15 protein-coding genes are annotated in these 15,059 nt (G+C 73.3%); 8 read left to right on the top strand and 7 right to left on the bottom strand.

The annotated features are described in order from the left end of the window. Positions 1-143: 143 nt before the first annotated feature. On the bottom strand, positions 144-1,292 hold the full coding sequence (locus ACPXCS_RS12960; protein ID WP_425946692.1) for a diguanylate cyclase domain-containing protein: 1,149 nt from the start codon (positions 1,290-1,292) through the stop codon (positions 144-146). A gap of 112 nt (positions 1,293-1,404) precedes the next feature. Continuing rightward, the gene (locus ACPXCS_RS12965; protein WP_425946693.1) at positions 1,405-2,205 is read right to left on the bottom strand and encodes an enoyl-CoA hydratase/isomerase family protein; all 801 of its coding nucleotides are present in this window, start codon (positions 2,203-2,205) and stop codon (positions 1,405-1,407) included. Between the two features lie 216 nt (positions 2,206-2,421). Between ACPXCS_RS12965 and ACPXCS_RS12970 the strand changes: the two genes are divergently transcribed. Beyond that, a complete protein-coding gene (locus ACPXCS_RS12970) occupies positions 2,422-3,153 on the top strand; it encodes a hypothetical protein (protein WP_425946694.1) in 732 nt (243 codons plus the stop codon). A 47-nt stretch (positions 3,154-3,200) separates the two neighbouring features. Here the strand turns inward: ACPXCS_RS12970 and ACPXCS_RS12975 are convergent, their stop codons facing one another. Next, positions 3,201-4,307, bottom strand: coding sequence for an adenylate/guanylate cyclase domain-containing protein (locus ACPXCS_RS12975; RefSeq protein ID WP_425946695.1), 1,107 nt, complete (start codon positions 4,305-4,307; stop codon positions 3,201-3,203). Positions 4,308-4,516: 209 nt separating this feature from the next. After that, complete coding sequence (locus tag ACPXCS_RS12980; RefSeq protein ID WP_425946696.1) at positions 4,517-5,383, bottom strand: biotin--[acetyl-CoA-carboxylase] ligase; 867 nt, start codon at positions 5,381-5,383, stop codon at positions 4,517-4,519. A 110-nt stretch (positions 5,384-5,493) separates the two neighbouring features. Here ACPXCS_RS12980 and ACPXCS_RS12985 point away from each other — a divergent pair, with 110 nt between their 5' ends. The 4 genes from ACPXCS_RS12985 (at position 5,494) to ACPXCS_RS13000 (ending at position 8,208) form a co-directional block, all read left to right on the top strand. Next, the gene (locus ACPXCS_RS12985) at positions 5,494-7,098 is read left to right on the top strand and encodes an acyl-CoA carboxylase subunit beta (RefSeq protein WP_425946697.1); all 1,605 of its coding nucleotides are present in this window, start codon (positions 5,494-5,496) and stop codon (positions 7,096-7,098) included. A gap of 15 nt (positions 7,099-7,113) precedes the next feature. Beyond that, positions 7,114-7,323 carry an acyl-CoA carboxylase epsilon subunit gene (locus ACPXCS_RS12990; RefSeq protein WP_425946698.1) on the top strand — a complete coding sequence of 70 codons (210 nt, stop codon included), beginning with the start codon at positions 7,114-7,116 and terminating at the stop codon, positions 7,321-7,323. A gap of 104 nt (positions 7,324-7,427) precedes the next feature. Then, positions 7,428-7,556, top strand: coding sequence for a morphogenic membrane protein MmpB (mmpB, locus tag ACPXCS_RS12995; RefSeq protein WP_094054986.1), 129 nt, complete (start codon positions 7,428-7,430; stop codon positions 7,554-7,556). A gap of 31 nt (positions 7,557-7,587) precedes the next feature. Continuing rightward, entirely contained in the window at positions 7,588-8,208 is a 621-nt protein-coding gene (locus tag ACPXCS_RS13000; RefSeq protein WP_425946699.1) for a Maf family protein, read from the top strand. Here ACPXCS_RS13000 and ACPXCS_RS13005 read toward each other — a convergent pair. Further along, positions 8,177-8,650, bottom strand: a complete 474-nt coding sequence (locus ACPXCS_RS13005; protein WP_425946700.1) for a hypothetical protein — start codon at positions 8,648-8,650, stop codon at positions 8,177-8,179. The two genes, ACPXCS_RS13000 and ACPXCS_RS13005, sit on opposite strands and share 32 nt — an antisense overlap. Positions 8,651-8,989: 339 nt before the next feature. Here ACPXCS_RS13005 and ACPXCS_RS13010 point away from each other — a divergent pair, with 339 nt between their 5' ends. Continuing rightward, complete coding sequence (locus tag ACPXCS_RS13010; RefSeq protein ID WP_425946701.1) at positions 8,990-10,762, top strand: acetyl/propionyl/methylcrotonyl-CoA carboxylase subunit alpha; 1,773 nt, start codon at positions 8,990-8,992, stop codon at positions 10,760-10,762. A gap of 107 nt (positions 10,763-10,869) precedes the next feature. Here ACPXCS_RS13010 and ACPXCS_RS13015 read toward each other — a convergent pair whose 3' ends face one another. Together ACPXCS_RS13015 and ACPXCS_RS13020 are read right to left on the bottom strand one after the other, a co-directional pair. Beyond that, a complete protein-coding gene (locus ACPXCS_RS13015) occupies positions 10,870-11,847 on the bottom strand; it encodes a DeoR/GlpR family DNA-binding transcription regulator (protein ID WP_425946702.1) in 978 nt (325 codons plus the stop codon). Positions 11,848-12,012: 165 nt separating this feature from the next. Then, positions 12,013-13,461: an NAD(P)H-quinone dehydrogenase gene (locus tag ACPXCS_RS13020; protein ID WP_425946703.1), complete on the bottom strand. Its 1,449-nt coding sequence runs from the start codon at positions 13,459-13,461 to the stop codon at positions 12,013-12,015. A gap of 84 nt (positions 13,462-13,545) precedes the next feature. Between ACPXCS_RS13020 and ACPXCS_RS13025 the strand changes: the two genes are divergently transcribed. Together ACPXCS_RS13025 and ACPXCS_RS13030 are read left to right on the top strand one after the other, a co-directional pair. Beyond that, positions 13,546-13,983, top strand: a complete 438-nt coding sequence (locus ACPXCS_RS13025; protein WP_425946704.1) for a gamma-glutamylcyclotransferase — start codon at positions 13,546-13,548, stop codon at positions 13,981-13,983. Positions 13,984-14,077: 94 nt separating this feature from the next. Further along, positions 14,078-14,902, top strand: coding sequence for a purine-nucleoside phosphorylase (locus ACPXCS_RS13030; RefSeq protein WP_425946705.1), 825 nt, complete (start codon positions 14,078-14,080; stop codon positions 14,900-14,902). Positions 14,903-15,059: the final 157 nt, after the last annotated feature.

The raw sequence follows: 15,059 nt of genomic DNA on the forward strand, positions 1-15,059 counted from the left end.
GGAGCGTACGCAGTGAATTCGATGATGTCACCACTGGGGACGGGGTTCGCCCCTTACCGATACGTCACACCGCCCGGGGCCGCCCGTGACCTGCCCGACCATCCGGTTCCGCCCGGGCCCGCCGGCGGATCGCGCCCGTGGTGTCAGGGCGCGTGCCGGCCGCGGAAGCGGCGGCGCTCGCCGCCCGCCTCCCGGGACGGCTCGTCGGCGAGCCGAACCACCGGGTCGTCGGGCCCGGCGCGCCCGGCGACGACCGGGCGGGCGGCACGCTCGGCCTTGGCCCGGTACTGGGCGGCGTCGGCGAGCCGGAAGAGCCGGCGGGCGGAGCGCACGGTCCCGATCGGGTCCGCGGTGGAGGCGACTCCGCAGGCCACCCCGTCCCCCAGCTCCAACTCGGCCGCCCGGCGGCACAGTTCGTCGGCCGCCTTCACGACCTGGTCCGCGGGCGGCCCCACCGCCAGCAGGCAGAACTCGTCCCCGCCGAGCCGTGCCGCGAGCGCCCCCGGGAGCATCGCCCCGCACAGCGACAGCACCGAGCCGAACCGTTCCAGCAGCCGGTCGCCCGCCGCGTGCCCGTGGGTGTCGTTGACCCGCTTGAGCCCGTTCAGGTCGCAGACGACGAGGCTGACCACGGCGCCGTCCCTGCGGTGCCGCTCGATGGCCTGTTCCAGGCGCACGTCGACGGCACGGCGGTTGGCGAGCCCGGTGAGGGAGTCGGTGAAGGCGAGCCGCCTGGCCTCCTCCAGACGCTCGGTCTGGGCGATGCCTGCGGCCACCACGGAGGCCAGCACGGTGGCGAAGTCGGCGTCGGCACGGCCGAAGACGGGCTCCCCGGCCGGCCGGGCGACGTACAGCTCGCCCCAGGCCCTGCCGTGCAGCACGATGGGCGCCACGACGCAGCAGCCGCGGCCGCGCCGCCGCAGGGCGGCGACCCGCTGGTGGCAGTACCCGGGCTGTCCGGCGGCCGGCCCCTGCGCGGTCTCCACCCACGCGTCGGGCTCGCCGCCGCCCGCCCACTGCTCGTGCAGGAACTCGGTGATCTCGGCGAACTGGTGCACGGGGTAGGCCTCGTCCTCCGGGAACTCCTCCTCCCCCTCGGCCAGCTCGCCGACGTTCACGAGGACCTTCAGCCGCCCGAGCTCCCGCTCCCACACCGACAGCGCGGCGAAGCTCCCGCCCAGGGCCCGGCACGCCCCCGCGGCCGCCGCACGCCACGCCTCGCGCAACCCGTGCGCGGCCGCCATCCCCTGAGCCAACGCGACGACGGCCGCCAGCCGTCTGTCCTCACCCATCACCCCAGGCTAGGGAGTTTTCGGCCAATCCGTTCTGTTGACGGGGCGAACGGGGAGGGCGGAGGTTCACACGGAGCGGACGGTGTTCACAGGCGCCGCCGGCCCCCGGCCGCTACTGCCCGGGCCACTCGGGCCTGCGCCGCTCGTTGAACGCTGCGACGCCCTCGGCGCGGTCCCCGGAGAACGCCGTGGCCCGCCACGCGGCGTCCTCGACCTCCAGCCCGGCCCGCAGATCAAGCCCCTGCCCCAGCCGCAGCGCCCGCTTCGCCGCCCGCAGCCCCACCGGCGAGTTCCCGGCGATCCTGGCCGCCAGCGCCAGCGCCTCCTCGCGGTCCCGGCCCTCCTCCACCACCTGGTCCACGAGCCCCAACTCCCCGGCCTCCACGGCCTCCACGCGCCGCGCGGAGAAGATCAGCTCGGCCGCCCGGGCGGCCCCCACCCGGCGCGGCAGCAGCTGCGTGCCGCCACCACCGGGGATGACCCCGACCGAGACCTCCGGCAGGCCCACCACGGCGGTCCGGTCCGCCACGATCACATCGCACGCCAGCGCCAGCTCGAACCCGCCGCCCAGCGCGAACCCGTGCACCGCGGCCACCGTCGGCACCGGCAGCTCCAGCACCCCGGTGTACGCCCCGCGCGTCACGGGCCGCTGGCGCAGCAGGTCCGCGTCGGTGAACGCGTTCCGCTCCTTCAGGTCGGCCCCCACGCAGAAGGCCCGCCCGTGCGTCGAGGTCAGGACGACCACCCGCACGTCCCGGTCCTCCCCCAGCGCCGCGCACGCACCGGAGATCGACCGCGCCATCTCGGTCGACACCGCGTTCATGGCCTTGGGACGGTCGAGGACGAGCTCCGCGACATGCCCCTGCTCGTGCCGCCGCACCAGCACGAACTCCCCGAACCGTTCCTCACTCATGACACCCTCCGGTTAACGCGGGTTAACAAGAACCGACGCTCAGATCATCGCAGCCGCACCCCGCACACGAAAGAGCGGACGCCGCGGGTTCCCGCACCCCGGCCCGCCCACCCGTTCGAGTGACATCCCCCCAACTCCGCCCCGACCGCCCAAGGGAGCGCATAACGTGCAGCCGCCAGGGCGCACAGGGGGGCGCGTGCGCGACGGGGAGGAACCATGAGGACGACCGACACACCGGCGAAGCCGCGGCAGGAGACCACCGCCGCGCGACCCCGCCGACCCGATCCGGCCGCGCCGCACGGGCCGTACGCGCCGTACGAGGCGTACGAGGCGTACGAGCAGCCGTCCGCGGCGGAGCCCGGCCCCTTCGCCGCGCGCACCCGCGGCCGGCACCGCAAGCCCCGCCCCCGCAAGGTCCTGCTCGCCGCAGGCGGGCTCGTCCTGGCCGTGGGCGCCCTGAGCCTGGTACGCCTGTCCGCCGGAACCGGCCCGGACGGCACCGGCACCGTCGAGGCCGAGCCGCGCCCCGACCCGGTCGTCTCGGACACGGACGGAACCCCCGGCACGGCGGCGGCCCGCCAGGGCGTCCGGGCCGGGCCCGGGGTGAGCCCCTCGTCGACCACGGCCCTCGGCGGCCTCACCCCGTCAGCGGCCCCCAGGAGTGCGCTGCCCACCCCGCCCGCCCCGGGCACCGGACCCGGCCGGGCCCCGGACCCGCCCGGCGCCCACCGGCCCGGCACCACGACCCCGCCCGGCAGGGCCGGCCTCCCGGCTCCACCGCCCCGGGCCGACGCACCCCGCCCGGCGCCGGCCACGCCCCCGGACCGGAGCGCGCCCGCCCCGGCGCCCCGGCCGGACGCACCGGACACACCGGAGCAGCCGCAGGACCCCGGCCTGTGCGTGCCGGTCATCGGCCTGTGCGTGGACCCGCCGGCCGGCCACCCCTGAGGGCGCCGTGGAGACGCACCGGACAGCGGGCTGCGCGCCGTGAGCGCCTACGGCGCCCCGTCCCGCCGCGTGAGCAGCCACGGCTCCACCACGCCCAGGCCGCGCACGGGCCGCTGCCACATCGGCTGCAGCGCGAACCGGTACACCGGGGGCTCCTCGCCCTCCTTCTCCGCCGCCGCGGCCTCCTCGGCCGCCTCCGCCTCGGAGGCCGGGGCGTCCTGCGTGCGGATCAGCTCCTCGGCGAACGCGGTGTCGACGAGGACGGCGTCCTTCGGAGCTATCGAGGTGAGCCGGGAGGCCAGGTTCACGGTCGTACCGAAGACATCGCCCATTCGGGTGGTCACGGTGCCGAACGCCATGCCGACGCGCAGTTCCGGCATGGTCTCGTCGTGCGCCATGGTCTCGATCAGCCGCAGCGCGATCTCGGCGGCCGTGCCCGCGTCGTCGGCGGCGTACAGCACCTCGTCGCCGAGGGTCTTGATCAGCCGTCCGCCGTTGGCGGCCACCAGGTCGGCGGCCGTGGTCTCGAAGGCCTCGACCAGCTCGCCGAGCTCCTCCTCCTCCATGCGGCGGGTCAGCCGCGTGAACCCGACCAGGTCGGCGAAGCCGACGGCCAGCCGCCGGTCGACCATCTCCTCGTCGTCGGCGGCCTGCACGACCCGGCCGGCCGAGGCCGCGAGCTGGCGGCGCCAGACGTAGACCAGGAACTCCTCCAGCTCGGGCAGGAGCAGCTCGACGATCGGGTACGTCACCTCGGTGCGGGTCATGCCCGGCTCGGGCGGCTCGGTCAGCCCCTCGAGGAAGGAGTCGATCTGCCACTCGGCGAGCCGCGCGGTGGTCTGCCCGGTGGACCGGGCGACCTGGACGGCCATCGCCTCGCTCAGCAGCCCGGCCTCGACCAGACCGGCCAGGCGCCGCAGGGCGAGGACGTCCGCCTCCGTGAGGGCCTTGGCCTGCCCGATGTCGGCGAAGCCCATCGCCCGCCAGAAGCGGGAGGCCAGCTCCATGGAGACGCCGGCGCTGCGGGCCGCCTGGAACGGGGTGTAGCGGCGCTCGGCGCCAAGGATGAGCCCTTCGAGGCGCAGGGCGAGCGGATCCTCGCCGGAGTCGGCGCCCTGCGCGTCCTCGCCGGAACCCGAGTCGTCGACGGTCACGCGTGTTGCCCTTCCGATCTGTCACGGTCATGTATCGACCGGCCTCAACTCTACGGCAGGTGTGCGCCAGCTCACTCCGTATGAGCGGCCGTGGGGTGAGGTGCCCGGCACCGACCGGCTGATCGGCGTCTTCCCGCCCACCCGGGGACTCCGCCCCAAAGCCCCAGGCCGGCCGGGCCGGCCGGGGTGCGGACACACCGGCCCCGGCCTCAGGCGGGCCTCAGGTGCACGATGTCCCCGGCGCCCACGGGCTCCTGCACGCCTTCCTCCGTCGCCAGCACCAGCCGCCCGTCCCCGTCGACCGCCACCGCCTCCCCCACCACGGCCCGGTCCCCGGGCAACTCCGCCCGCACCACCCGCCCGAGCGTCGCGCACCCGGCGGCATATGCCTCCTGCAACCCGCTCACGCCCGGGTCGCCCTCGGCGGCACGCCACTTCCCGTACCACTCCTCCAGCGAACGGAGCACGCCCCGCAGCAACGGATCCCGGTCCGTGCCCACGGCCCCGGCCAGCGCCAGCGACCCGGCCGTCGGGACCGGCAGCTCGTCCTCCTTCAGCGTGACGTTGATGCCGACCCCGATGACGACCCCGTCGTCCCCGGCCCGTTCGGCGAGGATCCCGCCGGCCTTGCGTTCCTCGCCCCCCACGGTGACCAGCAGGTCGTTCGGCCACTTCAGCGCCGTGTCCACACCCGCGGCGCGCGCCAGGCCGGTGGCCACCGCGACACCGGTGAGCAGCGGCAGCCAGCCCCACCGGGCCACGGGCACCTCGCGCGGGGTGAGCAGCACGGAGAAGAACAGGCCCGAGCGCGGCGGCGCGGTCCACTGCCGGTCCAGGCGCCCGCGGCCGGCCGTCTGCTCCTCGGCGACCAGCACGGCCCCCTCCACGGCCTCGCCCCCGGCCGCCCGGACGACCAGGTCGGAGTTGGTCGAACCGGTGCGCTGGACGACCTCCACCAGCGACCACAGCCCTCCCTCCCGCACCAGGCCCCGGCGCAGGGCGGTGACGTTGAGGGGCGGCCGGTCCAGGTCGGACCAGCGGCTCCCGTTCGGCTCTGATGCATCTCGCGGCGTCATGCAAGCCACCCTAGGTGTGGTAAACGCCGCACTGCCGATGTGGAGGGCCCCCACTACTCTACGGATGAGTAACCGTCCCCCCTTTTGAGCAGGCAGGGAGCCGCATCCCGATGTCCGAGCCGGAAGAGCAGCAGCAGCCTGACATTCACACGACCGCGGGCAAACTCGCGGATCTGAAGCGCCGCATCGATGAGGCGACGCACGCCGGCTCCGCACGCGCCGTCGAGAAGCAGCACGCCAAGGGCAAGCTGACGGCCCGTGAGCGGATCGAGCTCCTGCTCGACGAGGGCTCGTTCGTCGAGCTCGACGAGTTCGCCCGGCACCGCTCCACCAACTTCGGCCTCGACAGGAACCGCCCGTACGGCGACGGCGTCGTCACCGGGTACGGCACGGTCGACGGCCGCCCGGTCGCCGTGTTCTCGCAGGACTTCACCGTCTTCGGCGGAGCCCTCGGCGAGGTCTACGGGCAGAAGATCGTCAAGGTGATGGACTTCGCGCTGAAGACCGGCTGCCCGGTCATCGGCATCAACGACTCCGGCGGCGCCCGCATCCAGGAGGGCGTGGCCTCGCTCGGCGCCTACGGCGAGATCTTCCGCCGCAACACCCACGCCTCCGGCGTCATCCCGCAGATCAGCCTGGTCGTCGGGCCGTGCGCGGGCGGCGCCGTCTACTCCCCGGCCATCACCGACTTCACGGTCATGGTCGACCAGACCTCGCACATGTTCATCACCGGCCCCGACGTCATCAAGACCGTCACCGGCGAGGACGTCGGCTTCGAGGAGCTGGGCGGCGCCCGGACCCACAACGCGACCTCCGGCGTCGCCCACCACATGGCGGGCGACGAGAAGGACGCCATCGAGTACGTCAAGCAGCTGCTGTCGTACCTGCCGTCCAACAACCTCTCCGAGCCGCCCGCCTTCCCCGAGGAGGCCGACCTGGAGGTCACGGACGAGGACCGCGAGCTGGACACGATCGTCCCGGACAGCGCGAACCAGCCCTACGACATGCACGCGGTGATCGAGCACGTCCTGGACGACGCCGAGTTCTTCGAGACGCAGCCGCTGTACGCGCCGAACATCGTCACCGGCTTCGGCCGGGTCGAGGGCCGGCCGGTCGGCGTCGTCGCCAACCAGCCGATGCAGTTCGCCGGCTGCCTGGACATCAAGGCCAGCGAGAAGGCGGCCCGCTTCGTGCGGACCTGCGACGCCTTCAACGTCCCGGTGCTCACCTTCGTCGACGTCCCCGGCTTCCTGCCCGGCGTCGACCAGGAGCACGACGGCATCATCCGCCGCGGCGCCAAGCTGATCTACGCCTACGCCGAGGCGACCGTCCCGCTCATCACGGTCATCACCCGCAAGGCCTTCGGCGGCGCCTACGACGTCATGGGCTCCAAGCACCTCGGCGCGGACCTCAACCTCGCCTGGCCCACCGCCCAGATCGCCGTCATGGGCGCCCAGGGCGCGGTCAACATCCTGCACCGCCGCACCCTCGCGGAGGCCGAGGCGAACGGTGAGGACCTGGAGGCGGTGCGGGCCCGGCTGATCCGGGAGTACGAGGACACCCTTCTCAATCCCTACGTCGCGGCCGAGCGCGGCTACGTCGACGCCGTGATCCTGCCGTCCGAGACCCGCCGGCACGTCGTACGGGGTCTGCGTCAACTGCGCACGAAGCGGGAATCCCTGCCTCCGAAGAAGCACGGCAACATCCCCCTCTAGCCACCAGGAGCCCATATGACGATCAAGGTCGTACGGGGCAACCCGACCCCGGAGGAGCTGGCCGCCGCCCTGGCGGTGGTCAGGGCCCGCGCCGCGGCGGCGGCCGCCCTGCCGCCCGGCGCGCCGACGCCCCGCGACTCCTGGTCCGACCCGTCCCGCATCGCCGCCCACCGCCTGCCCCAGCCGGGGCCGTCGGCGTGGGGCCGTACGTACTGGCCCGGCTGAAGCTGCCCGGTGCGCGGGTGACCGCGCTCCCGGGAACGAGGCGGGGCGCCGATTTGAGTACGCCTACTCAGGCGCCCCGCCCTGCCAGGTCGCACGCTGGACTCATGCTGTGGTCCGACCCCGAGAACGAACCGCCCGAGGAACTGCGTGACATGCAGGGCATGCTGCGGCGGCTGAGCGTTCTCCTGGCCCTGGCCATGGTGCTGGTGATGCTCGTGATCGGCGTGAGGTGAGGGAGCGCCCGGCCGCCGATACGCTGAACGCATGACAGCCCAGCCGCGCCGCCGACTCGTCCTGGCCTCCCAGTCCCCCGCCCGGCTCGGCCTGCTCCGCCAGGCCGGCCTCGCTCCCGAGGTGATCGTGAGCGGCGTCGACGAGGACGCCGTCACCGCCCCCACCCCCGCCGAACTGGCGCTCGCCCTCGCCGAGGCGAAGGCCTCCGTCGTGGCGGCCCGGCCGGACGTCAAGGGCGCCCTCGTGATCGGCTGCGACTCCGTGCTCGACCTGGACGGCCGGGCCCTCGGCAAGCCCGCCGACGCCGAGGAGGCCACCGCCCGCTGGAAGGCGATGCGCGGCCGCGCCGGCACCCTGCAGACCGGCCACTGCGTCTACGACACGCTCACCGGCCGCCACGTCTCCGCGACCGCGTCCACGGTCGTCCACTTCGGCGAGCCCAGCGACGAGGAGATCGCCGCCTACGTGGCCTCCGGCGAACCCCTCTACGTCGCCGGGGCGTTCACCCTGGACGGCCGCTCGGCCCCGTTCATCGACGGCATCGACGGCGACCACGGCAACGTCATCGGCATCAGCCTGCCCCTGGTCCGCCGGCTCCTGGCCGAACTGGGCGTCGGCATCACGGAGTTGTGGGCGCCGGCGGAGAAGTGACCGGGGACCCGCCGTCGCCCGCCCCGTCGCGGGGCGCCGCGCCGGCGGGTTCGGCCGGACGGTCGTAGGTCATCAGCAGCAGCACGATCAGGGCGAGCACCAGCACCATGAACAGGAACGCCGGCCAGCCGACGAGCCCCCAGGTGAAGGCGCCCAGCAGCGCGTGCACGACCGCCGCGCTGATCAGCAGCACGCGGCCGAGGCCCGCCGGGGGCCGGTCCCGCACCGCCACGAGCAGCGCGACCAGGCCGCACAGCGCGAAGTAGAGACCGAAGACGACCCCGCCGATCTTCGACGACACCGACATCATGTGCGGGTCCAGCCCGGCCAGCGACATGTCCTGGCGGTCGACGACGACCCCCAGGAACCAGTTGAGCGCCGCGATGCCGAACGCCTCGGCGAACAGCACCACCGCCACGACCCACGCCACCGGCCTGCGCATCACCGCGCCCTCCCTCTTCCGTTCGGGACAGCGCGAACGCTACTCACCGGTAAACCCGGGGACAAGGGTCCGGGGCCGGGCAAAGAATCATTGGGCCATTCGTAGGGACTCCACAAAGAAACGGAGTGGCCCGCAGCACGTGATGACAGAGACCTTGACCACAGCGGACGGCTAGGGTTTGCCGAAGGAGTACTGCGTACTGCGGTGCGACAAGGGATTTCGCGGGTCGAGCGGGCCTCGTATCACGCTCCGTGTGGGCAAGCTCACCACTGGGGACGGGTCGAAGTGCCGTGTCGGCAGTCCCTAAACTCGGCTTGTTTCAAGGAGGGAGCCTCAATCGTGCGCAAGGTGCTCATCGCCAACCGTGGCGAAATCGCTGTCCGCGTGGCCCGGGCCTGCCGGGACGCCGGGATCGCGAGCGTGGCCGTCTACGCCGACCCGGACCGGGACGCTCTGCATGTCCGCGCCGCGGATGAGGCGTTCGCCCTGGGCGGTGACACCCCGGGAACCAGCTACCTCGACATCGAGAAGGTGCTGAAGGCCGCCCGGGAGTCCGGCGCGGACGCGATCCACCCCGGCTACGGCTTCCTTTCCGAGAACGCCGAGTTCGCCCAGGCGGTGCTGGACGCGGGGCTGATCTGGATCGGCCCGCCGCCGCAGGCCATCCGCGACCTCGGCGACAAGGTCGCCGCCCGGCACATCGCGCAGCGCGCGGGCGCCCCGCTCGTGGCCGGCACGCCCGACCCGGTGTCCGGCGCCGACGAGGTCGTCGCCTTCGCCGAGGAGCACGGTCTGCCGATCGCCATCAAGGCGGCGTTCGGCGGCGGCGGCCGCGGCCTGAAGGTCGCGCGCACGCTGGAGGAGGTGCCGGAGCTGTACGACTCGGCCGTCCGCGAGGCCGTGGCCGCCTTCGGCCGCGGCGAGTGCTTCGTCGAGCGCTACCTCGACAAGCCGCGCCACGTCGAGACCCAGTGCCTGGCCGACCAGCACGGCAACGTGGTCGTCGTCTCCACCCGTGACTGCTCCCTGCAGCGCCGCCATCAGAAGCTGGTCGAGGAGGCCCCCGCGCCGTTCCTCTCCGAGCAGCAGGTCGCCCAGCTGTACAGCGCGTCGAAGGCGATCCTGAAGGAGGCCGGCTACGTCGGCGCCGGCACGGTCGAGTTCCTCGTCGGCCTCGACGGCACGATCTCCTTCCTGGAGGTCAACACCCGTCTGCAGGTGGAGCACCCGGTCACCGAGGAGGTCGCCGGCATCGACCTGGTGCGCGAGATGTTCCGCATCGCCGACGGCGAGGAGCTCGGCTACGGCGACCCGGAGCTGCGCGGCCACTCCTTCGAGTTCCGCATCAACGGCGAGGACCCGGGCCGCAACTTCCTGCCGGCGCCCGGCACCGTCACGGCCTTCGCCCCGCCGTCCGGCCCGGGCGTCCGGCTGGACGCGGGCGTGGAGTCCGGCTCGGTCATCGGCCCGGCGTGGGACTCCCTGCTGGCGAAGCTGATCGTCACGGGCCGCACGCGCAAGGAGGCCCTGGAGCGGGCCGCGCGTGCCCTGGAGGAGTTCCAGGTCGAGGGCATGGCCACGGCGATCCCGTTCCACCGCGCGGTGGTGAAGGACCCGGCGTTCGCGCCCGAGCTCACCGGCTCCGCCGACCCGTTCACGGTCCACACCCGCTGGATCGAGACGGAGTTCGTCAACGAGATCAAGCCGTTCACGGCGCCGGCCGACGCCGAGACGGACGAGGAGCCGGGCCGCGAGACGGTGGTCGTCGAGGTCGGCGGCAAGCGCCTGGAGGTCTCCCTCCCGTCCTCGCTGGGCATGTCCCTGGCCCGCACCGGCCTCGCGGCGGGCGCCAAGCCCAAGCGCCGCGCGGCGAAGAAGTCGGGCCCCGTCGCCTCCGGCGACACGCTCGCCTCCCCGATGCAGGGCACGATCGTCAAGGTCGCGGTGGAGGAGGGCCAGGAGGTCAAGGAGGGCGACCTGATCGTCGTCCTGGAGGCCATGAAGATGGAGCAGCCCCTCAACGCCCACCGGTCCGGCACGGTCAAGGGCCTGTCGGCGGAGATCGGCGCGTCGGTGACGTCGGGCGCGGCGATCTGCGAGATCAAGGACTGACGCAGCCCGGCTGAACGCCCACGGCGCGGCCCCTCGGGGGCCGCGCCGTTGCGCTGCGGGCGGTCCTGCCGCCGGGGCGGCACGGATGGGCGCAGCCGGTGCCCCGCTCAGCGCCGCCGCAGATCCGCCACCCGCGCCCGCTCGGTCCCCGGCCCCTGCTCCCCGAGCATCGAGGTGGACCGCAACCCGCCGGTGCCGCCCCCCGGCACCTGCCGGCGCGGCCCGGGCAACGGCACATCCCGGCGCTGCTGACGCGCCGGGACAGGATCACCCCCGGGGCCTGCCGACCCCGCGGAACCTCCCTGCCCGCCGGCGACGGCGATCTGCACGCCCTGGTCGGCCAGCGCCTGGAGCTCCGTGGCCGCGCGGTCGTCGTGGGCGGGCGGCTCGTCCGTCACGAGGCGCGTGATGAGGTCCGTCGGCACGGTCTGGAACATCGTGTCCGTCCCGAGCTTGGTGTGGTCCGCGAGGACCACCACCTCCGCGGCCGCCTGCACCAGCGCCCGGTCGACGGACGCCGACAGCATGTTGGACGTGGACAGCCCCCGCTCGGCGGTCAGACCACTCCCGGACAGGAAGGCCCGGGACACGCGCAGCCCGTGCAGGGACTGCTCGGCCCCGCTGCCCACCAGGGCGTAGTTCGAACCGCGGAGCGTACCGCCGGTCATCACGACCTCGACCCGGTTGGCGTGGGCCAGGGCCTGCGCCACGAGCAGCGAGTTGGTGACGACGGTCAGGCCGGGCACCCGGGCGAGCCGGCGGGCCAGCTCCTGGGTCGTCGTACCCGCCCCGACCACGATCGCCTCCCCCTCTTCCACGAGATTCGCGGCGAGGTCGGCGATGGCGGTCTTCTCGGCGGTCGCGAGATGGGACTTCTGCGGAAAGCCGGACTCCCGCGTGAAACCGCCCGGCAGTACCGCACCGCCGTGCCGGCGGTCGAGGAGTCCTTCTGCCTCCAGCGCGCGCACGTCCCGCCGTACGGTCACTTCGGAGGTCTGGACGACGCGGGCGAGCTCACGGAGCGACACGGCCCCGTTCGCTCGCACCATTTCGAGGATCAATTGGCGACGTTCTGCAGCGAACACGAAACTGACAGTAACGCCAGCGACCGTCTGCTTTCAGCAGTTTGCGCTGAATAGCAGAAGATGTTCGCACGCACCAGCGGGAAGTGGTATAGGGCCTGATCCCCCGGCCTATGCCGTACGCATGGTCGAACACTCCCCGTGACCAGCGGGGAGCCGGTTTCGGCCTCAGCCGTCGCCGTTCATCTTGCGGGTGTGCAACTGCCGTGCCACCTCGGCGATCGAGCCCGACAGGGAGGGGTAGACGGTGAAGGCGTTCGCGATCTGTTCGACCGTCAGATTGTTGTCGACCGCGATCGAGATGGGGTGGATCAGTTCCGAGGCGCGGGGCGCCACGACCACGCCGCCGACCACGATGCCCGTGCCCGGCCGGCAGAAGATCTTGACGAAGCCGTCGCGGATGCCCTGCATCTTGGCGCGCGGGTTGCGCAGCAGCGGCAGCTTCACGACCCGGGCGTCGATCTTGCCCGCGTCGACGTCGGCCTGGGTGTAGCCGACGGTGGCGATCTCCGGGTCGGTGAAGACGTTCGACGAGACGGTCTTCAGGTTCAGCGGGGCCACGGCGTCGCCGAGGAAGTGGTACATGGCGATACGCCCCTGCATGGCGGCCACGGACGCGAGGGCGAACACCCCGGTCACGTCACCGGCCGCGTACACACCGGGAGCGGTCGTGCGCGAGACCTTGTCGGTCCAGATGTGACCGGACTCGCGCAGCCGGACACCGGCCTCCTCCAGCCCCATGCCCTCGCTGTTGGGCACGGCGCCGACGGCCATCAGGCAGTGCGAGCCGGTGATGACCCGCCCGTCGGCGAGCGTGACCTCGACCCGGTCCCCGACCCGCTTGGCGGACTGCGCCCGGGTGCGTCCCATGACGTTCATGCCGCGCCGCCGGAAGACCTCCTCCAGCACCGCCGCCGCGTCCGGGTCCTCACCGGGCAGCACCCGGTCGCGCGAGGACACGAGCGTGACCTTCGACCCGAGCGCCTGGTAGGCACCGGCGAACTCGGCACCGGTGACACCGGAGCCGACCACGATGAGCTCCTCGGGAAGCTCGTTCAGGTCGTAGACCTGGGTCCAGTTCAGGATCCGCTCGCCGTCCGGCCGGGCGTCGGGCAGCTCACGCGGGTGCCCGCCGGTGGCGATGAGCACCGCGTCGGCCGTGAGGGTCTCCTCGGTGCCGTCGGCGGCGCGCACCACGACCTTGCGCGACCCGTCGAGCGCCTGCATGCCCTCCAGTCGCCCGCGCCCGCGCAGGACGCGCGCTCCGGCCCGGGTCACGGAGGCGGTGATGTCGTGCGACTGGGCGAGCGCGAGCCGCTTCACACGCCGGTTGACCTTGCCCAGGTCCACCCCCACCACACGGGCGGCCTGCTCCACGTGGGGAGTGTCGTCGGCGACGATGATGCCCAGCTCCTCGTAGGAGGAGTCGAAGGTGGTCATCACCTCGGCCGTGGCGATGAGGGTCTTCGAGGGCACGCAGTCGGTGAGCACCGACGCCCCGCCCAGACCGTCGCGGTCGACGACGGTCACCTCCGCGCCGAGTTGTGCGGCCACCAGCGCCGCTTCGTATCCGCCGGGTCCGCCACCGATGATCACGATCCGAGTCACGTACTCCATTGTCCCGCACCCCCCGGTGCGGCACCGCCCCGGGGCGGCTCTGTTACGCGAGTGACGCCGTTCGGCCTGCCGTACGCTCTCCCCATGTCGCTCTACGCCGCGTACGCCGGCAACCTCGACGCGCGGCTGATGTCCCGCCGCGCCCCGCACTCGCCGCTGCGCGCCACCGGCTGGCTGAACGGATGGCGACTGACCTTCGGCGGCGAGCACATGGGCTGGGAGGGCGCCCTGCCGACGATCGTGGAGGACCCGCTCTGCCAGGTCTTCGTCTCCCTCTACGACATCGCCCCCATGGACGAGGAGTCGCTGGACCGCTGGGAAGGCGTGGGCCTCGACATCTACCGCCGCACGCGCGTACGGGTCCACACCCTCGACGGTGAGGAGCCCGCCTGGGCCTTCGCCCTGAACGCGTACGAGGGCGGCCTGCCCTCCGCCCGCCACCTCGGCGAGATCGCCGACGCGGCGGAGTCGGCCGGCGCCCCCCACGACTACGTCATGGAGCTCCGCAAGCGCCCCTGCTGAGGGACGGCCTCGTCGGAAACGACAAGACAACGATCGCCACCCCGTCAGCTCCACCATCTACGCGCGTAGGCAATCACCGGCTACCCTCGTCGGCGTGAACGCATCTCTTCTTCCGGACGACATCCAGGGCGACCCGCACGCGGCCGCCGACGCCGCCGCGGCCCGCCTGCGCGAACTCACGGGCGCCGAGACCCACGACGTCGCCCTCGTGATGGGCTCCGGCTGGGCCCCGGCCGTGGACGCGCTGGGTGCCCCCGAGGCCGAGTTCCAGGTCACCGAGCTGCCCGGTTTCCCGCCGCCGGCGGTCGAGGGGCACGGCGGCAAGATCCGCTCCTACCGGATCGGCAACAAGCGCGCCCTGGTCTTCCTGGGCCGCACGCACTACTACGAGGGCCGCGGGGTCGCCGCCGTCGCCCACGGCGTCCGCACCGCCGTGTCGGCCGGCTCCAAGACCATCGTCCTCACCAACGGCTGCGGCGGCCTGCGCGAGGGCATGCGCCCCGGCCAGCCGGTGTTGATCAGCGACCACATCAACCTCACCGCCACCTCCCCCATCGTCGGCGCCAACTTCGTCGACCTCACCGACCTCTACTCCCCGCGGCTGCGCGCCCTGTGCAAGGAGGTCGACCCCACGCTGGAGGAGGGCGTCTACGCCCAGTTCCCCGGCCCGCACTACGAGACCCCGGCCGAGATCCGCATGGCCCGTGTCATCGGCGCGGACCTGGTGGGCATGTCGACGGTCCTGGAGGCGATCGCCGCGCGTGAGGCGGGCGCGGAGGTCCTGGGCATCTCCCTGGTGACCAACCTGGCGGCGGGCATGACCGGCGAGCCCCTCAACCACGAAGAGGTCCTCCAGGCCGGCCGCGACTCGGCCGCCCGGATGGGCTCCCTGCTCGCCCAGGTCCTGGGCCGCCTGTAGCCAACCCGTGCGCGGCCCCGCACCCGCGACCAGGGCGGACGGCTCAAGCCGGGCCGGGCTCGCACCCGCCGGACGACGCGAGGGGCCGTGTCGGGGGGTGTCCGCCCGCAGCGGTTGGCGCGTCGACGAACAGCGAGTCGGTACGCAACCCCATCGC

Origin of the sequence: Streptomyces sp. DT190, from assembly GCF_049846985.1 — a bacterium.
Classification (GTDB): domain Bacteria; phylum Actinomycetota; class Actinomycetes; order Streptomycetales; family Streptomycetaceae; genus Streptomyces.